This window comes from Vibrio sp. 10N.286.45.E10 (assembly GCF_002874195.2).
GTDB lineage: Bacteria > Pseudomonadota > Gammaproteobacteria > Enterobacterales > Vibrionaceae > Vibrio > Vibrio crassostreae.
The window spans coordinates 377,141-399,912 of the sequence record NZ_MCWD02000002.1; the positions used below are offsets into that span (position 1 = coordinate 377,141).

Genomic DNA, 22,772 nt, shown 5'->3' on the forward strand with positions numbered 1-22,772 from the left:
AAACTAATCCAATTGCTCAGACAGGAAATCCACCAGCAGGCGAACCTTTGAAGATAGATTACGGTTCTGAGGGTACAACGCCCAGATCCCTTCTTTGTCGTCTCGGTAATCGGAAAGCACTTCGACTAACTCTCCAGAGTCTAGATCTTCACTCACGTAGTATTCAGGTAACTGCACCAAGCCAATGCTCTGCTTCGCAGCATCTAATAACGCTAAACCACTGTTGCACTTAATGCGTCCGTTAACACGAACCGAACGAGGGCGACCATTTTCTTTAAAGCGCCAGTGTTCAAATCCACCAACTAAGCATTGATGATTATTTAATTCAGATAATGTATGCGGTTCCCCATAACGTTCAATATATTCAGGGCTGGCACATACATAGAGTTGGCGTTGAGAGAGCTTCTTCGCCACAAGACTTGAGTCTTCTAAGCGACCAAGACGAATCGCTACATCAACACCCGAGTCGATTAGGTCGAGCTTTTGATTAGTCAGCATCAACTCAAGTTCTACTTGTGGGTGAAGATTTAAGAATTGATGAAGTATCGGAGCAAGTTGGCGCTCACCATAAGTCACAGGCGCGGTGACTTTCAGTAAGCCTTTTGGTGTGGATTGCATCTGCGTGACCGCAAGCTCAGCAATTTCTAAGCCCTCGACCAGCAACTTACACTGCTGATAATAGAGTTGCCCAGCCTCTGTTAGAGACACCTTTCGGGTCGTTCGATTGAGCAGTTTCACTGCGAGTCGTTCTTCGAGGTTTGCGACCCTACGACTGATTTGAGCCACCGACGTAGCGAGTTTCTGCGCCGCACCAGTAAAGCTTTCACGCTCTGCCACTGCAACAAACTCAATTACCCCTTCCCAATTGGCCATGCCTTTACCTTATGCTGAATTTTGGTTACCCATACAGTGTATTGAAGATAGATATCAGTGTCACCTTGCTTGATATGCTTTGCGCATAAATCTTCGCCAGCCACAACTGATTAAAATAACGCCAACCGATACCTGACATTTCTCAAAACTCCTTACCGAACACTAACAAAATCGTATTTTCCCCTGACACTCCTCCTACCACTTCATTGATATGTTGGTTCTGTACCGGAACACAGGTACTTCAACACAGTAAGGTACTCCTATGAAAAAATTAATCATACTTGCATCAACTCTTGTACTCAGCACAACAGCGTTCGCAGCAACCAAAACAACGATTCAAGAAACAACGCTAAAATCTGATACATTTGTTACTGAAGCGGAAGCATACGATGCAGGAACTAACCTTATGGATGAGTTAAGCGCAAAAACACCTTTTGAGCTTTCAAGAGAACTGCCACAGTTCCAACAAACAACCAAATACGATTCGTTCAAGATTGATGACGCGAACATGGAAGTGAAAAAAATCACTAACATGAGCGGCGATGTTCATTACCAAGCGAACGTAAAAGTTGACTACCGTTACACATACAAAGACGGTCTCAGCAGCTAATACCTAACGATTAATTAGGTCTCAAAACCGACCTAGTATCTAAAAGAAAGCCCGTACTCATTGAGCATGGGCTTTTTTGACCTTCAGCGCTGATTAATGGAATTCAAACGAACAACCAGTATCAGCTCATATTCGTCTGTCTACTTTGAAAATTAAACTTCAAACTGAGACACTAGGCTATCTAGCGCCTCACACTGTTCTGCCAATGCCATACATGCATTTTCTGCGCTGCTCGCCATTTCAACCATTTGCATTGTGCTTTCAGCGATGCGTTGAACATTCTTATTCACTTCTTCAGACACTTGAGACTGTTGCGAAGCCGCCGTTGCGATTTGTGTGTTCATGTCGTTCATCTTTCCGATTGAGTTGCGAATCTCACTCAATGAAGATGCCGCTGTTCCTGCCTGAACAATGGTTTTCTCGCCACTCACTTTACTTTCAGTCATTACACCAACCGCGTGTTTCGCACCAACTTCTAAGCGTTCAATCATTGATTGAATTTCGCCAGTGCTGTCTTGAGTTTTACTTGCAAGCGCACGAACTTCATCAGCTACAACCGCAAAGCCACGACCTTGTTCACCGGCACGTGCTGCTTCAATCGCAGCATTTAATGCCAATAGGTTAGTTTGTTCTGCAATACCTTTGATCACACCAAGGATTGAGGCGATGTTCTTCACATCTGTGTCCAGTTCTTGAACTACACCACCCGCGTTCTCAATATCTTGCGCAAGGCGTTCAATCGAAGTCACGGTCAAGCCAAGCGTGGTATCTGCCGATTCCACTTCATGGTTCGCCACGTTACTTGCGGTTGCTGCATCTAATGCATTGCCACTGACCACTTCACTGGTTGCTTGCATCTCATGAACCGCCGCCGCGACTACTTCACTTTCTCGCTGCTGATTTGAAGAGAACTCAGCAACACTCTGGGTTAACGATTTGATGTTTTCCATCTCAGCGCGTACCGCATTCGATGTGAAAATAACTTGTTCGACCGTGACGTGGATCTTGCCAACAAACTGATTGAAAGCAGAGCTTAAACGAGCAATCTCATCATTACCTTCGACCTTCATTCGTTGAGACAGATTACCGTCACCCGAAGCGATTTCATTCATCGCTTTCTCAACGTTCTGAATGGGTTGAATAATGAAACGGTTCGACAACCACATCGCGAAGATTGCAGCGAATACAGCAACGGCCATACCGACTTCGATGATCAACTTACTTGATTCAATAGAGTCATCGGCTTGCTGGCGAAGCTCTTTCTGCTTCAGTTCAATCAAGGTTCTGATATCACGCAGTTGCTTACGAATAGTCGCAAACTCGGCATCTAATGCAGGTGAGTAATCAATATTGTATTGATGCGCGTTCGCAGGGTCTGCAAACATTGGCTCATGCAGCGCCACCCAGTTACTCATCGCGTTCACAAGCTTTGATAACTCACCACGTGAAGATGGATCCAACACGCCCGCTTGATACAAGGTTTCGACACTTTGAAAACGAGGAACCGCTTTGTAAGCGTTGTCTTTAAATTCAAACTTTTGGTACTCAATCGCCGCTTGGTCTTTAGCAAGCAACAAACCTTGTGCCGAAGCGATAATTTGGTAGATATCTCGGTAGCCATCTTCTAGGTTATCTAGCACAGGCTGAACCACATTATTGAGCTCGTTATTAATCGCAGCTTGAGCATTTGATCTGATAACGTTGAGTACAGTAACGGTAGAAAAAACAATCACAATCACCAACAGCGGGATCGCGATTTTACTCTTAATCGAAAGATTATTGATATTCATTGGGATTAATAACCACACTTCAAATAGGGATGCGCGCGCAATATACAGCACACATATGCAATCTCACTAAGGATTTGTGAGCCCTATCTCATAGCAAACGATGTCGTTAACTTTAGTGGTGATTATTCAACCAGAGGTTAACTCTCAAACATTAAAGTATGCTCTGATTTAGACTTATTTGCCGCTGAGTACGCGCAAATACTGGAGAAGTGTGAGAAATAACACCATAATGTAGGGCTCTAAAATAAGTAGGTAAGAACATGAAAATTTGTGGTGTTGAAATCAAAGGTAACGATGCAGTCATCTGTCTTCTTTCTCTATCAGATGGTGTATTTAACATTCCTGATTGCCGAGTTTCTAAAGTTTCAATTAGCGACGCAAACGACACACAGAATATGAAAGACTTTCAATTCTCTTTTGCAAAGTTAATGGAAGATTACCAAGTAGATAAAGTTGTAATTCGTCAACGCCAAACTAAAGGCAAATTTGCTGGCGGTGGCTTTGGTTTCAAACTAGAAGCAGCAATTCAACTGATCGACGGCCTAGACGTAACCGTTGTATCACCTGCTGACATCAAAGAGAGCCTCAAGCGCAACCCTCTAATGATGAAATTCAAAGAAACTGGCCTTAAGCAATACCAAGAAGCACCGTTTACTACGGCATATGCTTGCTTGATGAAGCGCTAATCAAAAGTCGCTAGCCAATATTTGATACAGAAAGAGCCTGAATATTCAGGCTCTTTTTTGTTTCTAGTTACTGACGTTAAGTGGAGTTAATTATGATATACACACTACCGCTCTAACACTGTTCGCCTGCGAGCCTTAATCCATTCTGGCTTCCTCACCACCAAATAAACCGCCGCAGCAGACAAGGCAAAGCCCATCGCGCCATAGATGTCGAACGACTCACCGAAAATAAGCCACGCTTGGATTGCTGTCGTCGGTGGCACCAAGTAAAACACCGATGCAACACTTGAAGATGCACCGTGCTCTACCATGTAAAGCAACAATAAGATGGCGATACATGATAGAACAATCACTAACCAAGCAAGGGTTAGCGTGAATTCTACCGTCCAGTTCACTTGCATAGTTTCGTAACGCATTGCGAACGGCAGAAACAACGCTGCAGAAGCCAAATATTGCACCATCGCACCGCCGACCATATCAGTGCCCTGACAGAAGCGCTTCTGATACAGAGTCCCGCAGGTAATACCAACCAAAGAAACCAAACACAATAACGTTGCCAAGCCTTTTTGGTCGTCTGACTGCCATTCAATATTGCCCATCAACACCAAACTAATACCCGCAAAACCAAGCGCTAATCCCAACCACTGTGCAAAATTAAAACGCTGCGAAGTACAGCTGATCATAATTAATGCGGTGAGAATCGGTTGTAAGCCAACAAGTAGAGAACTCAACCCGGCAGGCATACCCATATCAATTGCCAGATAAGTGCCACCAAGGTAGAAACCATGAATCAAGATGCCAACCACACAAGCATGGAAGAATGCACGACCACGAGGGATACGACGCTTAAGGATTGCAATCAAAACTAAGAACAGCGCTACGTTGGCTACCATCCTCAGTGAAAGTAATGTTGCGGGTTCCGCGTATTCCACGCCAAGACGAGCGCCAACAAAGCCTGACGACCACAATATTACAAACACGAACGGAATCATTTTAATCAGCATTACAAACCTCTGGTCAACTCTTCATCAATGCTGTTACCTTAGTTGGGTACAGATAACTAATAAAGATACAGATATAACACTTTAAATGGTTACAGATTGAGAGTGAGCAACGAGGGAGAAAAACGTGGAAGCAGAACTCAGCGGCAATAAATACCTTGCTACCGAACAACATATTAAGGCTCAAATTGATAAAGGACTCTTTCATCCAGACGATCGCCTTCCCTCAATTCGCCAATTAAGCGAACAACTTGGCGTGAGCAAAAATACCGTTATTCGTGCCTACCAAGAACTGGAAGCGACAGGCTGGGTTTATTCGGTTCCCAAGTCGGGTTATCGCGTGAAAGCACCCAACACCACTAGCTGGGATGCATCAAGCCAACCTCAAAAAGTTGATCTATTATCTGTCACCAAATCGGTACTCTCTCGTCCAAAAGGTCGTCTAAAACTATTGGCAGGCTCAGCACACCCCAATATCAACAACCCTGCGATTCGTAGCTTGTACGCCGAGATCGGTCGCCACAGTCGTTTGCAAACTCAGCTTCCCGGTTATTACCAACTGCCTCCTGGAGACGAGCAATTAGTAAAGCAATTGTTAAAGATCACTCATGATCTTGGTGTGCCTGCGGGATCGAAAGAGATTGCGATTACTCATGGAGCTCAACAGGCGATCAGTTTAGCTTTACGTGCGCTCACCAAGCCGGGGGACATCGTGGCGGTCGAGTCGCCATGTTACTTCGGCAATCTACTTTTACTTGAGTCGCTTGGCTTACAAGCCCTTGAAATTCCCAGCAGCGTTAGCCACGGTATTGATATCCCATCACTACAAAGTGCGCTGGGCAAATGGGAAGTGAAAACCTTACTGCTAACGCCAAACTTTACCAATCCAACCGGTTCACGGATGCCATTGGCGAATCGAAAAGCATTACTGGAGATCACCGGATCCTTACCGATTATCGAAGACGATGTGTTCGGTAGCTTGGCATTCGACACACCAATCGCGAGCCTCAAAGAACTGGATGATCAAGATAGAGTCATCTACGTCAACTCATTGTCTAAAACCTTAGACTCACGCTTACGAATCGGCTGGTTACTGTCGGGGCGCTATCAGCCCTTGGTCGAAAAGTACCTTTTATGTGACAACATGGGCAGCTCAAACCTCATGCAATCCGCGGTGGGTCAATTCCTCACTACCGGTAAATATCGCAGTCATTTATCCAAAATGAAACGGCTCTATCAAACCAATCAAAAACAGTTCCAAAGCTTGTTAATTCAAGCTCTTGATAGTTACCCGCACCTTGTCGGACACTACCACCTATCAAAGCCGGAAGGCTCATTTCTCAACTGGATAACACTGCCTGAGTCGGTCGACAGCTATGCCGTCTATCAAGACTGCTTAAAGCATAAGTTGGGGATTTTACCCGGTACAGTGTTTGGGACCAATGACCAATACAAACACTGCTTGCGCTTCACTGTCGCTAACATTGAGGAGAGCAAAGAGTGGAAAGAAGGGATTGTGACGCTGGCGAAGATAATAGCTAAGCACGTACGTTAGATATTTTCAGTATTCGACTAATATTCTCAATCAAGAGTTAATAGCTTTGACCTTATTAACATATTAAATATTAGAGATTCGCTACACTCGCAGCCTTTCTATGCTTAGCAGAATTAAACGTGGCAACAATAAAAGATGTAGCAGCACTTGCAGGGGTTTCAACAGCAACGGTTTCTCGTGTATTAAACCGAACCTGCTACGTTGAACCTATCACGCTAGAGCGCGTAGAACGTGCAGTAAAAGAGCTCAATTACCACAAAGATGCTCGCGCAACAGCCTTGGCAAGTAGAAGCAGCAATACGCTTGGATTACTGACTGGCAACCTTGCCGATCCATTTTTTGCTCTGGTCGCGAAGAGTGTCGAAGAAGTGGCTAGAACCAATGGTTACCAATTGGTCGTGGTAAGTGGCGGACACAATGCTCAGCGAGAAAAAGAAGGCCTCGACTTTCTTATCAGCCAAGGTTGTGAAGCAATGGTCATTCATTCAAAGATGCTCGATGACACCACGTTACTGCGTTACTCCGCTCAATTACCTGCAATGGTTTTACTCAACCGCACGATTGCTCAAATATCAAATCGCTCTGTATGGGTAGATAATAAACTCGGATCTCAAATATCAGTACAGCACCTCATCGAGCTGGGTCATCGAAAAATCGCCTATGTCTCGAGCGACCTTCCAATCCAAGACCGAACAGACCGTTTACAGGGCTACCAAGAAGCGATGAAAGCGGCCAATATCGAAATACAGCCTAATTGGATCATCAACCAAAACTTTAGTGAATCAGGTGGTGAAGCGGCGGGTGACATCTTAGTAAACCAATGCCCCGAGGTCACAGCCGCCGTCACCTTCAATGATGTAATGGCTGCAGGCTTAATGACGAGCTTGCAAGATCAAGGCATCTCGGTTCCCAACGATATTTCTGTGATCGGCTTTGATGATGTTTTGCTCGCTCGCTATCTTTACCCTCGGTTAACCACCATGCACAACCCTATCGACGAGATGTCGACTTATGCGGCTAACCTTGCCATAAAACTTAAAGCCGCAGGATACGCCCCTCCTAAGCAACATAAATTCGAAGCGACACTGGTTGAAAGGCAGACGGTTAAGTCAATCAAGCACTAAAATGAGACGAAATGTGACCAAAATCTCATGTATACACCTCATGTAACCGCTTACATGAAAACAGCATTGAAGTCGCACTTTCGATTTCAGAGCACGCTTATTATCCATTCCGAACAAACCCTACATTCACCTGAGGACAACAAATATTAATAACTCAAAGCCTCTACCATCGTTCGGATTAGCATTAGCGCCCATCGCCGTTATGTTTGCGCTACTTGCTATTGGATACGGTGTTTTAGGACTTCGCATTGAAGTTCTGCTACTCATTTCTGCGACTTTCACCGCATGCATTGCTTGGAAGATGGGCTACAACTGGGATGACATCATCAACGCGATTGTTGAGAAACTTGCAAAAGCGATGCCTGTTATCTTGATATTGGTTTCGGTGGGCGGTCTTATCGCAAGCTGGATGATCAGTGGCACGATCCCTTATATGGTTTACTGGGGGCTTAAAGTCATCAGCGCTGAATACATACTTATCGCTGCCTTTTTCGTTACTGCTGTTGTCTCTGTATGTACTGGTACTTCTTGGGGATCTGCGGGCACGGTTGGTGTTGCACTGATGGGCGTTGCGGCCGGTCTAGATGTATCATTGGCAGCTGCCGCGGGTGCTGTTGTTTCTGGCGCATATTTTGGCGACAAGATCTCCCCTCTTTCAGACTCAACTAACTTTGCGCCTGTCGTTTCAGGCACCACATTGTACGAACACATTCAGCACATGCTTTACACAACGCTGCCTGGGTTTGTGATTGCATCAGTTGTCTTCTTCTTTGCTGGACAAAGTGCAGATATCGCGAACGTAGGTGAACCAGAAAAGGTCACTCAAATTCTTGCGGGACTGGATAGCCTATACGACTTCAATATCCTTTTGATCATCCCACCAGTGATGATTCTGTGGGGCGCACTCACCAAAAAGCCTGTTCTGCCACTGATGTTAGGTGCGTCTGCTCTTGCGATTGTATTAGGTATGGTTCTACAAGGTTTCTCTCTACAACAAGGTTTCCAAGCTTATGTCGACGGCTTCAATGTCGCTCTGTTTGAAGCGAAAGGTACAGCGATTGATGGACTAATTCCTGATGTGTCTAAACTGCTAAACCGTGGTGGTTTGTTCTCAATGATGAGCACCATCCTACTGGTTTTCTGTGCGTTCTCTTTTGCAGGTGTTTTAAGCCTAACCGGCGCTTTGAATGTGGTACTAGGTCGTTTCTTGCATATGATTCACTCAACAGGACAACTTATCGCATCAACAGTGATTGCAACCATCACAGTAGTATTCACGACCTCTGACGGTAAATTAGCACTTCTTATCCCTGGTGAACTGTTTCAGAACGCTTACCGTAAAATGGGGCTAGACACTAAAAACCTATCTAGAACCATTGAAGACGCAGGCACAATCATCGAACCACTGGTTCCTTGGACTGCGGCAGGTATTTACATGGCAAGCACGCTCGGTGTTGCAACGCTAGATTACCTACCTTGGGCAATCCAATGTTACACCGGTATCGTTTTCGCTCTGATTTATGGTTTCACTGGGTTTGGTATTGCACACACAAAGCCTGAACAATCAGAAGACTCCGTAGAAACTTCTCTGGCTCACAGCACTAAGTAAGGCTCACATCCTATGAATTCTTTCGACAATACAATTAACCGCAGAAATACAGGGTCGGTAAAGTGGGACTTTATGGAGCAGAAGCTTGGCTTAGAAAGTACCAACTTACTGCCAATGTGGGTTTCTGACTATGATTTCCAAGCGCCTCAACAAGTATTAGATCGCTTAGCTCAAGATATTTCTCATGGTATTTTTGGTTACTCAGAACGTCAAGACGACTACTACCAAGCCGCGATCGATTGGTTTAGAAACCAACATCAAACAGAAATCAAACGAGAATGGATTACAACGGTGCACGGCGTTTTGCCCGGTATTGCTATGGCGCTGCAAATGCTCACACAAGTGAATGACCAAATCGTAATTCAAAGCCCGGGCTACGGTTCATTCCGTAAGATCATCGAACTAAATGATCGTAAGGTGTTGAACAACCCATTGATAGTATCAGAAGGTCGTTACCAGCTTGATTTCGCACATTTGGAAGACTGCTTTGCCAGTGGTGCAAAGGCGTTGATTTTCTGCAACCCACACAACCCAACAGGCAGAGTATGGAGCGAACAAGAGATCCTGCAAGTTGCCGAGCTTTGCCAAAAACACGATGTATGGCTGATCAGTGATGAGATTTGGAGCGACCTAGCGCTAACATCCAACATATTCCATTCAACATTGAAACTACCAAGTTCGCTAACCGACAAACTTATTGTGGCAACTGCGGCCAGTAAAACTTTTGGCTTATCATCATTAAGAATTTCGAACTTTATCATTCCAAATGCAGAATTGAAGGAGCAGTTTGTTCGACGTTTGGATGCTCATGGCATGGATTGCTTCAACAATCTATCAATGTCCGCAGCGACCACTGCATATCAAGAGTGTCAAGCTTGGTTAGCGGACTTAAAACAGTATCTGCAAGACAACATAGAAACGCTGAGCGGATTCCTAAAGACAGAGTTGCCTCATATTCGTTTCACTAAACCCGAAGCGACGTATCTTGCATGGCTAGATTGCCGTGCAATGAAACTAAGCGATGCAGAGCTTGAGCGCAAACTCATTGCAGCCGGTATTGTACCGAGTATGGGTTGTGCCTTTGGCGAGGAAGGTTCAGGATTTATTCGATTGAATCTAGGGTGCCCTGCAGAAGTATTAGCAGACGCTTTGGTACGACTAAAAGTAGCATTAGCTGTAGATAAGTAAGCAACTAGAAAACGTCACCCACGCCAAACAACAAAGCCCCACTCAACTGAGCGGGGCTTTCATCATTCTTACTATTTACTTATTTAAAGGTAAATTAGCCTTGCCAAGCAAACTGTTCGAACACTTTGTCTACCGGCGTTTCAGCAACACGGTTTACATAGTTACTGATCACTTTCTGAGACAGGCCAAGAATCACTTCTAACACTTGCTGTTGGCCGTAACCCGCCTCAAAGAATGCTGCCATTTCACTTTCAGACACATTGCCACGATTACGAACCATGCTGAGCGTGAAGTCGTGCAGTGCTTGCAACTTCTCAGTTGGCATTGCGGTGCGATTACGCAGTGCTTCAGTGATCGCAGGATCAACCTTCATTGAGTGTGCAATGCCAGTGTGTGCAGGAACACAGTAGTGACACTCGTGTTCAACGTTGATGGTTTGCCAAACCACCGTTAGCTCTTCAGCATCGAAAGATGAGTCACTAAACGCCTGATGAAGCTGAGTGTAAGCTTTAAGCGTGTTTGGGGATTCAGCCAACACACCAAACAAGCCTGGAACTCGCCCCATCTGTTTTTTAGCGCCTTCAAGAATAGGTTTGCTCTGCGCGGGTGCTGATTCTATTGAGTGAATTTTGAAGTTGCTCATTGTTTTATCCCTATCAATTTATGATTTTAAAGTTATTCAATTACGGAGCAATTAATTACTGTTCTCCGTTAGTGTGAAAACAATATAGAACAAATTAGAACGATCGTTCAAGTGTTATTTTGAACATATGTTCAAGTTTTACATTGAAGCATGACGAATATCTTTTGCTCATAACAAGAAAGCCCATCAAGTGAAACCTGATGGGCTTTCATTCATCTAAGATTTTATTTTAAGCAACTACCAGTATTCAGCATGAGCCAAAGCTTCAACACAGCTAGACTGTTCGCTCGCCACTTTGATTTCACCGCCAGTCAGCGATTGAGCGATCCAACCGTGAGGGTAGCTCAACTCGAATGGTTCTGGGATCTGCTCAGTAGTGATTTGCTCAAAACCTACTTTTGAATAGTAACTAGGATCACCGTATGTCACAGCAAGCTCGACACCCTGTTCCTTTAGAGTCTGTAAGCCGAAGTTAATCAGCTTTTGGCCGATCCCACGCTTTTGAACTTGAGTGCTCACCGCTACTGGAGAGAGCAAGTAAGCCTTAGTTTCGTCATCAAATGAAAGCGGAGTAAAAATAATCGCGCCTACAATTGTGCTTCCTAATTCACGAGTATCATCTTCCGCGACAAAACAAAGTAGCTCTGTTGGATCTGTGGTCGTTAAAAGATCCTTGGCAAGCTTACCTACTGTTTTACCCTCGTTCTCGCCTTCTGAATCAGTAAAGGTTTGAGTAAAAAGTTGCGTGATCGTTTCGATCTCGCTTGAATCATATTGTCTAAATTTCATGGTGTTCTTCACTTACTGTACTTTCTTCAACACAAAGAAGTGATAATCAAAATCACGCTTAGCTGAGCCTTGAGAACCTTCCACAAGTTCGCTGTTACTGAAGAATTGTTTAATTTCATTGTCGCAATCTGCGAGCGCTTTTGAGTTTGGCATCGTTGCTTTCAAAGACTCGACTTGCTTTTGCAAAGGCTGATAATAGGCAAGCCAGCCGGCGTCGCTCATCGCAAAGTCATCCAAGACTTGGTAACCCGCCGCCTTTGCATGCTTGATACGTTCAGCTACCGTGGTCATATCTGGGTACTCTTTCTGCCAGAATACTTTGATTGATTCGTTTGGATTCTCGGTGTTCCACACCAAATAATTCACGACCAAGATGCCATCATCGATGAGTAGCTTCCGCCACTGCTTAAGTGCTTTCTGAACACCCATGATGTAAGCGCTACCTTCTGACCAGATCAGGTCGAATGACTTAGCTTCAAACGGTAGATCCATCATGCTTGCACATACCGTTTTAATATTGCTTTCGAGACCAAGTTCTAGTGCTTGTTGACTCAGAATATCCAAACTCGGTTGATCATTGTCTAACGCTGTTATTTGCACGTCCGTTTGATGTTCAACTAAGGCTTTCGCTAACGCCTTGGTCGCGATGCCTTTGCCACAACCAATCTCAAGTACGCGCTTAGGTGTAACCGGAACTTGTGCCAATGCTGCTAAGGTATCTTCAACCGTTCCTGGCCCTAAACGCTCTAAGCCCTCAAAAATAGCGCCAAAATCCGCCATGTATTGATCATGTTCATTCATGTCTTTCGATAACCACTTCAATCGCAGAGCCTGTTTCTCATCAAAACCCTGCTTAATTAACCAATCGAGGTGTGCATCTGGCGCAAGCTTGTCCATCGACTCATGCCACTCTTCTAGACCACCTTCACCTAGCATTGCTGCTAGTAGGTCGCGTGATCGTTGCTTTTGAACGAGCTCTTCGTCTAACTGCTTAAGATGATTTTCCAGTAAGCTGCGCTCTATCTTTGCATCTAGACAAGCTTGGCACTCTTTGAGCGTCAACCCACCCGCTTGTAACTGCTGCAACAACCGAACACGTTGTAGGTCCTTTTCAGAATAAAGGCGATAACCATTGCTCTGACGCTGAGCTTCAATCAAACCTAGCTTGCCGTAATACAACAATGTGGAGCGGCTCAGCCCAACCAAATCGGCCAGTTCAGAGATACGATACATGCACTTCCCCTCTCATTTCGGTAGCAAAGATAAACTATGAAGCTGTAGTCAGGTCAACAGAATTTTAGACACTTTTCTCGTTCTTTACCTATTTACCTTCAAACTGATAAAACGATCTGAGTGTGGTTTTAACCATAGAACGGTTAGTCATCGACATTGCCTGCACGGGATTCAGGAAAAGGAGAGGATTAAACTTGATGAATTGAAAACAATTGGCTCATAAACATACTTCTTTCTAACCGAATTTTGCTAACTTCTAAATTATTCAACAATGGACGAACGTTAACTAAACGATAAATACAATCACCCAGCAAATAGATCAAAAGAGCACAGATATCATCTGAAAATGCCTTCTTAACTTTTTAGAAAAATTCAAAAATAATTAGAATTTAATCCCTAACTTTACTGAGTAATTTGTTAGTCTTGGAAACAATTATTTACAATCCGACTAAAAATTAATTGGATCGCTAGAGGTTGTTTTTCTTGAATATGAAATTATTCGGCAGTTCCCTAATCCTTTCAGGGACTGCATTAGGGGCTGGCATGTTGGCTATCCCAATGGTGTTGGCCCAATTTGGCTTCATGATCAGCTCAGTGCTGATGCTACTTATCTTTATCGGCACCACTTACTCTGCACTCCTACTGGCAGAAGCGTGTACTAAAACTAAAGACAACAGTGGCATGAGCAGTGTTGCTTACCTCACTCTGGGCAGCAAAGGTAAACACTTTATCAATGCACTCTTTTATCTGCTGTTGGTATGTATGCTTATTGCTTATATCTTGGGCGTGGGTGACATCATCCATAAGCTACTGCTCGATGTTGGCGTAAACATCTCTGCATCTGCTGCTTATACGGTTTTCAGCCTATTTATGGGTGTGATTGTAGTTGCGGGTAAGTCTTATATCGACAAGTTGAACCGTGGCCTATTCATCATGATGGTGGTGATGCTATTTATTGTTATCGCTTCTCTGTTTAGCAATATCCGCCTTGATTACCTAACTCAAACTAGCCAATACACGGCCAATGATGTGGTGCAATACAGCGCGGTTATCTTTACCAGCTTTGCCTCTATGGTGGTGATCCCATCACTGGTGATCTACAACCGTGAAGCGACTCAAAAGCAGATCCGCAATATGATTCTGCTTGGCTCAGTGATTCCGCTCGTGTGCTACCTCACTTGGTTGTTCGCGATTATCGGTAACCTTGGCACAGACGCGATCAGCCAGTTCCACAACATTTCAGAGCTGATCTCTGCGTTTAGCGGACAGTCTGCTTGGTTGAAAGTAGTGATTGCTCTGTTCTCAGCACTGGCATTAGTGACCTCTTTCCTTGGCGTGTCCATGGCGCTGTATGACCAAAACAAAGACGCTGTAACCAACAACAAAGCGTTGGCTTATGCGTTGACCTTCATCTTACCTTTGGTATTAGCAGAGCTGTTCGCTAGCCAGTTTGTAAGCATGCTCGACTATGCAGGCATGGTTTTGGTGTTCCTAGCTATCTGGGGTCCACTCGCAATGGTGGTTAAGGTGCGCAGACCGGACTTCCCTCACCTACAAACCGAGGGCAGCTACACAGCAGCCGGTGGCGACACCGCACTAATGGCAACATTCGGTTTTGGCGCGCTGATTTTCGTGTCTTGGTTTATGGGTTAGATAGAGACACAGTATCAACCGCTGCCGTGGTGATATGTATGTGTTTGTGAGTGAAGACTAAACAAGTACCTCACACTCACATCAAAATACAAAAAGCCAGTGAGTATCTGCTATTAACAGTAGATACTCACTGGCTTTTTCAGTATTTGAACGTGATTACTGAGAATTAAAGAGACGTTCTTATTAAGTTAAGTTGTCAAGTAACTGCTCACATTGCGCTTTGAGCGATTTAAGTTCGTTTTCATTCATCTTAGACAAACAAAATATCTCTTCTGGGACAGTTTGCGCGCGCTCTTTGAGTTCAGTCCCTACAGGAGTTAGCGTAATTACTCGCACTCGTTCATCTTCAGTACTACGTTTACGAAGCACATAACCTTTTGCTTCTAAACGCTTAAGTAATGGAGTCAAGGTTCCTGAATCTAAATGTGTTTTAGCGCCTAACGCTTTGACATTTATCTCTTGTTGCTCCCAAAGCACCATCATCACAATGTACTGTAAATAAGTAAGATCAAGCGCTTTCAGCAGAGGTTGATAAGCTCGACTCATTGCATTTGAAGCACTGTAAAGTGCAAAGCACACCTGATTATCTAACTTTAGATATTCATTTTGGTCGCTCACGATCACCTCGTCAATAAATTAAATTGCACACAATATACTTGCACACGTAAGTTTTATCAATTAAGCTAACCTCAAAATAAAGTTGCGCACAATTTAATTTTATACAATCATTTTAAGGATTAAGACAATGACAACACTCTACACTACTTCTGCTACTGCAATTGCTGGTCGTAACGGCCAAGTTTCTACTGACGATAATTTGCTTTCTGTTGCATTAAGCTACCCGAAAGAAATGGGCGGTTCAGGTGAAGCAACGAACCCTGAGCAACTGTTTGCGGCGGGCTACTCTGCGTGTTTCTCAAATGCTCTACTTCACGTAGCGAAAGAAATGAAAATCAAGATTGCATCGGCGCCAACAACTGCAACGGTTGGTATCGGTCCAAATGAAAATGGTGGTTTTGCTTTAACCGTTTCATTAGCGATTGAGCTCGACTTGGCTCAAGAACAGGCTGTTACGCTTGTAAAAACCGCTCACCAAGTTTGCCCATATTCAAATGCGATTCGTGGCAACATTGATGTGAAATTGTCGGTTAACGGACAAGCGCTTTAGTCGCTTTACCCAAAAATGTCCCACTAAAAAAATGTCCCGCATTAGGCGGGACATTTTTATATAAGATGGAAAACTTCTAACTCTGAAAGATTAGCTCTTAAACGTGTTTGCAATCTCTTTCAATGAAGCCGCCAGTTCAGCTTGTTCTTTGGCTGTTGCTGCAATTTGAGTTGCGCCTGTGGTCGACTCCGTCGATTTCTGCTCTACTGCCATCACGTTTTGCGCGATATCTTGGGTCACAACCGCTTGCTCTTCCGTTGCTGTGGCGATCTGTTCGGTCATGCTGAATATTTCGCTTACCGATGCGGAGATTCCTTGTAAGGTGTGCTCGACCTCTTTTGAATCCTCAACTGCTTTAGACGACATCTTTTGACTGTTATCAATCACATTAAACGCCGTTTGAACATCAGACTGTAGCGAGCTGATAAAGCCTTCAATTTCAGCTGTCGATTGCTGAGTACGTTGTGCTAGCGTGCGAACTTCATCAGCAACTACCGCGAATCCACGGCCTTGCTCACCCGCTCGTGCCGCTTCAATTGCCGCGTTCAATGCTAACAAGTTAGTCTGTTCAGCGACCGACTTAATCACATCAATCACACTGTTAATGTTATTGCTGCTCTCGTGTAGATGCGTGATTTTTTCCGCTAGGTCATTAATTTCAGATGCCAGTTTTTCGATAGAGTGGTAAGAGTTTTGAACCGTATTCAAACCTTCTTGCGACTGCTCATCGACCAGTTTAGCAGAGCTTGCTGTCTGCTGAGTTTTAGCGGCCACTTCATTTACCGTTGCTGATAACTCTTCTGTCGCAGTCGCAACTAAGCCAATTTGGTCTTTTTGTTGAACTAGTGTGTTCGAGTTGTAGTGACAAGTTTGCGAGGTTTCTTCAGCGGCTGAAGCTAAGGTCAGACTCGACTGAGACAGATTGTCGATAACGTTTGAAAACTTCTCTAGCGTTTCGTTGAGTGCCGAAGATATCTGGCCAAGTTCGCTGTTACCAACGTACTTAGCACGAACCGTTAGATCGTTGTCATTACGAACTTTAGACAACATCACTGTCAGGTCTTTCACTCTCATCGTCAGGTCGCTGATCACCTTAAAGCTCACGAAGGTTGCGAACAAAGTAATCAAAGCAAATAGACCAATACTCATCATCATCGCAGACTGCGCCTCTGACATCTTTTTCTCGGTCAGCGCAATCAGTGATTCAGCTAGGTGGTTTTCTGTTTTCTTTAGCTGAACAATACGAGCAGTAGATTGAGAGAACCAGTAGACAGGGTCAACATCAAAGCCGCTCATCTTAGATTCAGCCAAGCTACGAAGCTTTTCTACTTCTGCCACAGAGCGGTCATTTAACTGTTGTTCAAAGAATCGAACGTTCGCTGGGTTGCTCAACACTTCATAGTTCGAGAAGTAGGTATTTTGCTCTGTCACTAAAGAGATGAATTTCACCAGCATACCCGGGCCAAATTCATTTTTAGAAAAGGTGTTATTCAGGACAGCACGCTCGATACCCGCTCGCTCTTTACCTTGCAAGAAGTTGTAGTAAGCGATGGTTTCTGTAGTGATGGTAGCATCAGAACTTAGCTCTGCAATTAACGCCGATACGCTAAGAAGCTTTGCATTCAATTGGGTGTAGTAACCCAAGGCCTCAGAAAGTGGGATAGATTGAGAATCCACTCGATTTCGAATGGTCGTTATCTGATTAAGGCTTTGGCTTATCTCTGTGTTCAGGCGATTAATCTGTGGCAGATTGATATTGGCAGACTGCCAGTAATCATTTCTTTCATTACGTCGGTTATCGGCATTGGTTCTCTGCGCGGCTAATTCACTGACAAACTTGGTTCCTTGAGAGCCAATAAAGCCAGCTGTCATGCCTCGCTCTTTTTGTAACTCATGCACTAACTCACTGTACACAACCGAAAGGCGTGTCAGTTGATTCAATGAGGACATTTCAGTCTTTGTTTCTACGCCTTTGGATATCGCAGAAACACTGAGCCAGAGAAACCCTAAGATCGGTAAAATAAGCAAAGCGATGATTTTTTGCTTAAAGGACATATCGGTTAATTTCATTTTTATTTCCTAGCAGCTGACGAATCTTTATCTGTCATGTAATTAGACACACTTCTAAAACGGTGTACCTTTACCGAGATCATAATAATATTTAGTTTTATCAATTACCGTGCCATAACGGACGACAATCGATAACGCTAGCATTTAACCTTACAAAATTCATTGGTTTATTTATAAATTTGTTAGCTATGCAGCTTTAGAAAACACAAAAAGCGTGCAACAACATTTTATTGACGTAAGCGACTGAAATATGGCAGGTTTTATTAACACTAAAGAGGTATGTGTACACCCTTTTTCTGCTCAGTTGTCGCTACATATTCAGCGCCAACTATGTATAATGCCGGGCTCAAAAAGTTACGAATTCAATTAACGTAGAAGCATAATTAGAGGTTTTATGGACTGTCCCGCTTGCGAAGAACACATTGGATGGGAATGGGTAGAAGAAGCAGCAATCGAACCTAATGAAGAATTCGATTGCCCAGAGTGCGAAGAAACGCTGATGTACACTATCGATGAAGGCACCTATTACGGCGCGCAGCATAAAACCGTCGAAGTCGTCGACGACTAGTCTTACTTAGACATTAGATAATGAGACCAGAATAAAAACTGCCAAACCTTGTCTATTAATTGCATTCAATCGAGCACCTTATGCACCAACAAGATGCAAGGAAGACAATTAAGTTGAGCAAAACACACCTTTACTGGAACGAGCGTTCAGCATAAAATATTGAACATATGTTCAGATTAATGAAGTAAATGTTATGGCCAAGACCGCGAAGTTCGATAGACAAGATGTAGTAGATAAAGCAACGAACCTGTATTGGGAAAAGGGCTTTCACGCAACTTCTATGCGTAACCTGCAAGATGTGATTGATATGCGTCCGGGTAGCATCTACGCGACATTTGGCAGCAAAGAAGGTCTGTTTAAAGAGACGCTTGCTCGCTATACCGAACTTGGCATCCTCAATCTGAACCGTTTCCGCAGCGAAACAGACTCTCCAATCAAAGCGCTCGAAAGTTTCGTCAAACGTGCTGTGGTCGAATCAAAACAAAGCTCGCCAAATGGCATGTGTATGCTAGCAAAAACGGTCGCAGAACTGACTGATGAACACGCAGAGTTATTAGAAGAGGCGAAGAAATCACTGAAGATCATGGAAGGTGAGTTCGCTAAGCTGATTACCGAAGCACAAGAGCTTGGTGAAATAAGCAAAGAGCGTGAACCTGTTCAGCTTGCTCGACATGTTCAAGTTCAAATAGCAGGTCTGCGTACGTACGCTAAAACCTGTGATGACATTGATTTACTTAACTCAATGGTTGAAGACGTATTTAAGTATCATCCTTTTTAGAAGCTGAACTTGTTTTAGAAGCCATACAAAAAGACTCCACTGTTAGCCTAAAGCACTAGAGCGGAGTCTTTTTAGTTTTGAGCTAGTTAACTTTATAGATGATTAACTTTAGTGTTTAAGGGTTACACCTTTCTCATGATCAGCGCCTGCGCATTGAGCATCGCCTCTTTGGTGCTGACATCTAACGTTTTCACATTCGCAAAGCGCTCGACTTCTTTGATCGCCACATCGTGAGCGAAGATCACCAACCTCGCTCTTTCAATGTCTTTCTGTGTGATGCGATTGCCTATTCCATTAGCACCTTGTGTCTCAACCTTAATCCGAACCCCGAGATGATGCGCCGCTTTTTCCAGAGACTTCGCAGCTAAGAAAGTGTGGGCAACACCTGACGGACAAGAAGTGATTGCGAGTACATCCGCTTGCCCTTCTTCTGTCACCGAGCCACCTGCAAACTGGTTGGAACTCGCCTCGCCTTCGACCACATTTTTTTTCAGCAGTATCACGATCAAAGCCGTGGTGAGCGCTCCCGCCAGTGTGCCAATGATGTAGCCAATTTTTCCGTCAACCACAGGCAGAACAATCCAACCGCCCCATGGTGCATGGTTCACTACATGGAACATAAAGCCAACAACGTTACCGACAATGCCACCAGCAACAACCGCAGGCAGAACGCGTGCAGGGTCGGCAGCAGCAAATGGGATCGCACCTTCACTGATGCCGATCATTCCCATGATCCCTGCGGCTTTGCCCGCTTCGCGTTCGTCGCGTTTAAACTTCTTCGGCGATATAAAAGTCGCCAGAGCCATACCGAGTGGTGGCGTACAAATCGCAATGCCAACGCCACCCATCAACCAAGGTTGGGTATTTACCTGAGTTTGAGCAAACAGTGTAGCGACCTTATTGATTGGTCCTCCCATATCAAAGGCGGTCATCGCGCCTAAAATACTGCCGAGCACCATTTTTCCAGAGCCAGCCATACCCGTGAGCATTTGGTTCATCTCAAGCATCACTTGAGCTATCGGAGATCCAATCACCCACATCACCGCACCACAAGTGACGAAGGTACCAACTAGTGGATAGATGAAGATAGAACTCAGCGAGATCATGCTGTCTGGCAGTTTGATCTTCTTAAGTAGATTCACCACAAAGCCCGCAAAGAAGCCGACCACTATCGCCCCAAGAAAACCGGTGTTGTATTGGTTAACGGCAACCCAAGAACCAATCATGCCCGGTGCTAAACCCGGTTTGTCGGCCATCGAGTACGCAATGTAACCGCCCAGCACCGCAGTAAACAACGTTAAGCCCGCAATGCCCATCTGTGCGATATCAGCTAACACGCCACTCTCAGGAACTGCGCCGTGACCGGATATCATCACCGACAAAGACAACAACACACCGCCCGCAACCACGAATGGGATCATGTGTGAAGTGCCATACAACAGGTGTTCTTTGAGTCGATTGAGTGATTGTGCCCAAGGGCTGAGTGGCTCGACATACACTTCGTGATGGCTAGAGGCATAGCTATCAAAGGAATCTGAATTGACTTCAAGAAACAGCTCTTGAGCTTCCTCAACCGACTCGGCTGCCTTTAATTTTGTAACAAAGCCATCTTCGATCAATTTGGTCGAGATCTGAGCCAGTACCTCGATATGGTGGTCGTCATTATTGTCTGGCGAAGCGAGCATAAAAAACACATCAGACAGTTCACCGCCATCGGCACCATAGTCAATCCCCGTTCGGCTGATACCTACAGCAACGGCAGGTTTAGCAACGGCAGTGCTTTTCGCATGTGGAATCGCAATACCATCATCAAACCCCGTATTACCAATCGCCTCACGCTTCCAGATATCATCAAGGAATTCACTTTTATTCGAGAGCTTACCAGCGCGATCGAGTAACTCAACAAGCTCTTCAAATACTGCCTGTTTTGAGTCTGCTTGTAGCTCCAAACAGATAATCTCGGGCTCGATAATATTAGTGATATCCATGGTCTATTCTGCCTCGCCTGATTTCAGACTGAAGTAATTAGGTTCTTCCGACCTAAATTAAAATTTCGATGTTAATAAGATGAAAAGATTAACGGTGTGAAGGCACTCAATATATAGGACGAAAGGTGCATTAACTGGATTATTGTAACCAAGAACTCAGAGTGTGACTTTCACCTTGGAATAAAAAACGGCAATCCATAAAATCCACAGAACCCATAAACATATCGCCCCTCCTCTATGCGAGCTTTCCATACTGGATTTCCCACGCAAGATGGCTTTTACAAAATAGCTTCTGAAAGGTAGCTTATGTAACGTCACAGGGACGAGAATAAGCCGAGAATAATAATGAGAATTGTAGCGGTAACTGCGTGCCCTACAGGCATTGCGCACACCTATATGGCAGCTGATGCTCTAAATAAAACAGCCCCTAAGTTCAACGTTTCAATCAAAGTTGAGACGCAAGGCGCTATGGGTATTGAAAACTTACTGACCGCCCAAGATATTACTCTCGCAGACAAAGTATTAATCGTATCTGATATCGATATTGAACAACCAAGCCGGTTCGACCCAGCTAAAACCTTATTCATTCCCATGGAAGAGGTGTTGTTGAGTGTCGATAAAGTCTTTATTAAGCATTGTCGAACTTAAACTTTTCATGAACGAATATCAGATCACCTTCTTCGTTAACGATCCTGCCGCAAACTCACATGTCGCGCAGCCCCTTACTCGATTAGCGAAGAAGTTCAAAAGCAACATCCGCATTATCAACATCACTCAAAATCGAACCGCTGATCTATCCAAATCCGTCGCGATGCTGCAAGTAGGTTTACTTCGTGGTGACTTGTGTCAGATAACCGCGGTTGGGATTGATGCGGAGCTGGCCTGTTTCGTTCTCAAAGATGTAATTGCTGAGCATTACGACATGGTTGGCTCACAAGTGAACCATGAATTCTCGAAAGATCTAATCCAGCGTATGCCGCAAATATGCCCGCCCTGTGACATCAAGTGGCACCATGCCAAAGCACAAACCCAACTGACCAAGTTTGAATGCCTAAAAGGGCTCGCTCATTTGGTGTATCCAGAAGATCCGGATGAACTGATTCTGGCGTTTATTAAACGAGAGGAACGCTCGTCTACGTGTGTATCTCCAGGGATCGCCCTGCCGCATGTGATGTTTGAATCGACCCAAGACCTCTCGATCGCGGTTATCGTCAGTGACGACCCAATTGACTGGGCCTCACGCATTGGCGAAGTACACGTTGCCATTGCTTTGGTACTGCCTACCAAGCCACAGCGAGAGCATATTGTGGCGGCTACCAACCTAACCAGAAATCTGCTTCACGACCAAGTCAATGAGCGTTTACAAAAGACTCGAAGCAGTGTCGATCTACAAGCTCTGCTCATGTACATCTCTTCACGTCTTATTTAGTTACCAGCTCGTTAGAG

Annotated in this window: 21 protein-coding genes; 12 read left to right on the forward strand and 9 right to left on the reverse strand. The window is 44.5% G+C overall.

The annotated features are described in order from the left end of the window. Positions 1–3: 3 nt before the first annotated feature. Positions 4–873: a LysR family transcriptional regulator gene (locus tag BCU34_RS14875; RefSeq protein ID WP_048669431.1), complete on the reverse strand. Its 870-nt coding sequence runs from the start codon at positions 871–873 to the stop codon at positions 4–6. Positions 874–1,135: 262 nt separating this feature from the next. Between BCU34_RS14875 and BCU34_RS14880 the strand changes: the two genes are divergently transcribed. Continuing rightward, complete coding sequence (locus BCU34_RS14880) at positions 1,136–1,483, forward strand: DUF3316 domain-containing protein (protein WP_102478528.1); 348 nt, start codon at positions 1,136–1,138, stop codon at positions 1,481–1,483. A gap of 152 nt (positions 1,484–1,635) precedes the next feature. Here BCU34_RS14880 and BCU34_RS14885 read toward each other — a convergent pair whose 3' ends face one another. Continuing rightward, positions 1,636–3,273: a methyl-accepting chemotaxis protein gene (locus tag BCU34_RS14885; RefSeq protein WP_055319080.1), complete on the reverse strand. Its 1,638-nt coding sequence runs from the start codon at positions 3,271–3,273 to the stop codon at positions 1,636–1,638. Positions 3,274–3,533: 260 nt separating this feature from the next. On the opposite strand from BCU34_RS14885, the gene BCU34_RS14890 reads away from it, so the two are divergent. Beyond that, positions 3,534–3,959: a DUF3010 family protein gene (locus tag BCU34_RS14890; RefSeq protein WP_017069797.1), complete on the forward strand. Its 426-nt coding sequence runs from the start codon at positions 3,534–3,536 to the stop codon at positions 3,957–3,959. Positions 3,960–4,063: 104 nt separating this feature from the next. Here the strand turns inward: BCU34_RS14890 and BCU34_RS14895 are convergent, their stop codons facing one another. Beyond that, complete coding sequence (locus BCU34_RS14895) at positions 4,064–4,963, reverse strand: DMT family transporter (RefSeq protein ID WP_102478527.1); 900 nt, start codon at positions 4,961–4,963, stop codon at positions 4,064–4,066. Between the two features lie 124 nt (positions 4,964–5,087). On the opposite strand from BCU34_RS14895, the gene BCU34_RS14900 reads away from it, so the two are divergent. The 4 genes from BCU34_RS14900 to BCU34_RS14915 all read left to right on the forward strand — a co-directional run bounded on the left by BCU34_RS14900 (position 5,088) and on the right by BCU34_RS14915 (position 10,436). Then, positions 5,088–6,515: a PLP-dependent aminotransferase family protein gene (locus BCU34_RS14900; RefSeq protein WP_102478526.1), complete on the forward strand. Its 1,428-nt coding sequence runs from the start codon at positions 5,088–5,090 to the stop codon at positions 6,513–6,515. Between the two features lie 119 nt (positions 6,516–6,634). Continuing rightward, a complete protein-coding gene (locus tag BCU34_RS14905; RefSeq protein WP_048663973.1) occupies positions 6,635–7,639 on the forward strand; it encodes a LacI family DNA-binding transcriptional regulator in 1,005 nt (334 codons plus the stop codon). A 145-nt stretch (positions 7,640–7,784) separates the two neighbouring features. Continuing rightward, entirely contained in the window at positions 7,785–9,248 is a 1,464-nt protein-coding gene (nhaC, locus tag BCU34_RS14910; RefSeq protein ID WP_102479530.1) for a Na+/H+ antiporter NhaC, read from the forward strand. Between the two features lie 12 nt (positions 9,249–9,260). Further along, on the forward strand, positions 9,261–10,436 hold the full coding sequence (locus tag BCU34_RS14915; protein ID WP_102432002.1) for a MalY/PatB family protein: 1,176 nt from the start codon (positions 9,261–9,263) through the stop codon (positions 10,434–10,436). 94 nt (positions 10,437–10,530) lie between these two features. Here BCU34_RS14915 and BCU34_RS14920 read toward each other — a convergent pair whose 3' ends face one another. The 3 genes from BCU34_RS14920 to BCU34_RS14930 all read right to left on the reverse strand — a co-directional run bounded on the left by BCU34_RS14920 (position 10,531) and on the right by BCU34_RS14930 (position 13,101). Further along, the gene (locus tag BCU34_RS14920) at positions 10,531–11,079 is read right to left on the reverse strand and encodes a carboxymuconolactone decarboxylase family protein (RefSeq protein ID WP_102432001.1); all 549 of its coding nucleotides are present in this window, start codon (positions 11,077–11,079) and stop codon (positions 10,531–10,533) included. Between the two features lie 237 nt (positions 11,080–11,316). After that, complete coding sequence (locus tag BCU34_RS14925) at positions 11,317–11,880, reverse strand: GNAT family N-acetyltransferase (RefSeq protein ID WP_102479532.1); 564 nt, start codon at positions 11,878–11,880, stop codon at positions 11,317–11,319. Continuing rightward, entirely contained in the window at positions 11,881–13,101 is a 1,221-nt protein-coding gene (locus BCU34_RS14930; RefSeq protein WP_102479533.1) for a MerR family transcriptional regulator, read from the reverse strand. A gap of 489 nt (positions 13,102–13,590) precedes the next feature. On the opposite strand from BCU34_RS14930, the gene BCU34_RS14935 reads away from it, so the two are divergent. Next, positions 13,591–14,754, forward strand: a complete 1,164-nt coding sequence (locus tag BCU34_RS14935; protein ID WP_048659000.1) for an amino acid permease — start codon at positions 13,591–13,593, stop codon at positions 14,752–14,754. Between the two features lie 183 nt (positions 14,755–14,937). Here BCU34_RS14935 and BCU34_RS14940 read toward each other — a convergent pair whose 3' ends face one another. After that, on the reverse strand, positions 14,938–15,372 hold the full coding sequence (locus BCU34_RS14940; RefSeq protein ID WP_102431997.1) for a MarR family winged helix-turn-helix transcriptional regulator: 435 nt from the start codon (positions 15,370–15,372) through the stop codon (positions 14,938–14,940). Positions 15,373–15,499: 127 nt separating this feature from the next. On the opposite strand from BCU34_RS14940, the gene BCU34_RS14945 reads away from it, so the two are divergent. Continuing rightward, positions 15,500–15,922, forward strand: a complete 423-nt coding sequence (locus tag BCU34_RS14945; RefSeq protein WP_102431996.1) for an organic hydroperoxide resistance protein — start codon at positions 15,500–15,502, stop codon at positions 15,920–15,922. A 90-nt stretch (positions 15,923–16,012) separates the two neighbouring features. On the opposite strand, the gene BCU34_RS14950 is transcribed toward BCU34_RS14945, so the two are convergent. Then, entirely contained in the window at positions 16,013–17,992 is a 1,980-nt protein-coding gene (locus tag BCU34_RS14950; RefSeq protein ID WP_102480810.1) for a methyl-accepting chemotaxis protein, read from the reverse strand. A gap of 394 nt (positions 17,993–18,386) precedes the next feature. Here BCU34_RS14950 and BCU34_RS14955 point away from each other — a divergent pair, with 394 nt between their 5' ends. Together BCU34_RS14955 and BCU34_RS14960 are read left to right on the forward strand one after the other, a co-directional pair. Then, the gene (locus BCU34_RS14955; RefSeq protein WP_008216632.1) at positions 18,387–18,560 is read left to right on the forward strand and encodes a hypothetical protein; all 174 of its coding nucleotides are present in this window, start codon (positions 18,387–18,389) and stop codon (positions 18,558–18,560) included. Between the two features lie 193 nt (positions 18,561–18,753). Continuing rightward, positions 18,754–19,338, forward strand: coding sequence for a TetR/AcrR family transcriptional regulator (locus BCU34_RS14960; protein WP_102431994.1), 585 nt, complete (start codon positions 18,754–18,756; stop codon positions 19,336–19,338). 122 nt (positions 19,339–19,460) lie between these two features. On the opposite strand, the gene BCU34_RS14965 is transcribed toward BCU34_RS14960, so the two are convergent. Further along, positions 19,461–21,326: a fructose-specific PTS transporter subunit EIIC gene (locus BCU34_RS14965; RefSeq protein WP_102431993.1), complete on the reverse strand. Its 1,866-nt coding sequence runs from the start codon at positions 21,324–21,326 to the stop codon at positions 19,461–19,463. 345 nt (positions 21,327–21,671) lie between these two features. Between BCU34_RS14965 and BCU34_RS14970 the strand changes: the two genes are divergently transcribed. Together BCU34_RS14970 and BCU34_RS14975 are read left to right on the forward strand one after the other, a co-directional pair. After that, positions 21,672–21,974 (forward strand): PTS fructose transporter subunit IIB, encoded by a 303-nt coding sequence (locus tag BCU34_RS14970; protein ID WP_017069788.1) that lies wholly within the window; start codon positions 21,672–21,674, stop codon positions 21,972–21,974. A gap of 7 nt (positions 21,975–21,981) precedes the next feature. Then, positions 21,982–22,755, forward strand: a complete 774-nt coding sequence (locus BCU34_RS14975) for a PTS sugar transporter subunit IIA (RefSeq protein WP_017070486.1) — start codon at positions 21,982–21,984, stop codon at positions 22,753–22,755. The last annotated feature ends 17 nt before the right edge of the window (positions 22,756–22,772 follow it).

Coding starts and splice junctions, on each gene's coding strand:
- BCU34_RS14880 (WP_102478528.1), top strand. CDS start 1,136: ATGAAAAAATTAATCATACTTGCATCAACTCTTGTACTCAGCACAACA.
- BCU34_RS14930 (WP_102479533.1), bottom strand. CDS start 13,101: ATGTATCGTATCTCTGAACTGGCCGATTTGGTTGGGCTGAGCCGCTCC.
- BCU34_RS14965 (WP_102431993.1), bottom strand. CDS start 21,326: ATGGATATCACTAATATTATCGAGCCCGAGATTATCTGTTTGGAGCTA.
- BCU34_RS14920 (WP_102432001.1), bottom strand. CDS start 11,079: ATGAGCAACTTCAAAATTCACTCAATAGAATCAGCACCCGCGCAGAGC.
- BCU34_RS14970 (WP_017069788.1), top strand. CDS start 21,672: ATGAGAATTGTAGCGGTAACTGCGTGCCCTACAGGCATTGCGCACACC.
- BCU34_RS14875 (WP_048669431.1), bottom strand. CDS start 873: ATGGCCAATTGGGAAGGGGTAATTGAGTTTGTTGCAGTGGCAGAGCGT.
- BCU34_RS14945 (WP_102431996.1), top strand. CDS start 15,500: ATGACAACACTCTACACTACTTCTGCTACTGCAATTGCTGGTCGTAAC.
- BCU34_RS14895 (WP_102478527.1), bottom strand. CDS start 4,963: ATGCTGATTAAAATGATTCCGTTCGTGTTTGTAATATTGTGGTCGTCA.
- BCU34_RS14890 (WP_017069797.1), top strand. CDS start 3,534: ATGAAAATTTGTGGTGTTGAAATCAAAGGTAACGATGCAGTCATCTGT.
- BCU34_RS14935 (WP_048659000.1), top strand. CDS start 13,591: ATGAAATTATTCGGCAGTTCCCTAATCCTTTCAGGGACTGCATTAGGG.
- BCU34_RS14960 (WP_102431994.1), top strand. CDS start 18,754: ATGGCCAAGACCGCGAAGTTCGATAGACAAGATGTAGTAGATAAAGCA.
- BCU34_RS14915 (WP_102432002.1), top strand. CDS start 9,261: ATGAATTCTTTCGACAATACAATTAACCGCAGAAATACAGGGTCGGTA.
- BCU34_RS14885 (WP_055319080.1), bottom strand. CDS start 3,273: ATGAATATCAATAATCTTTCGATTAAGAGTAAAATCGCGATCCCGCTG.
- BCU34_RS14955 (WP_008216632.1), top strand. CDS start 18,387: ATGGACTGTCCCGCTTGCGAAGAACACATTGGATGGGAATGGGTAGAA.
- BCU34_RS14950 (WP_102480810.1), bottom strand. CDS start 17,992: ATGAAATTAACCGATATGTCCTTTAAGCAAAAAATCATCGCTTTGCTT.
- BCU34_RS14975 (WP_017070486.1), top strand. CDS start 21,982: ATGAACGAATATCAGATCACCTTCTTCGTTAACGATCCTGCCGCAAAC.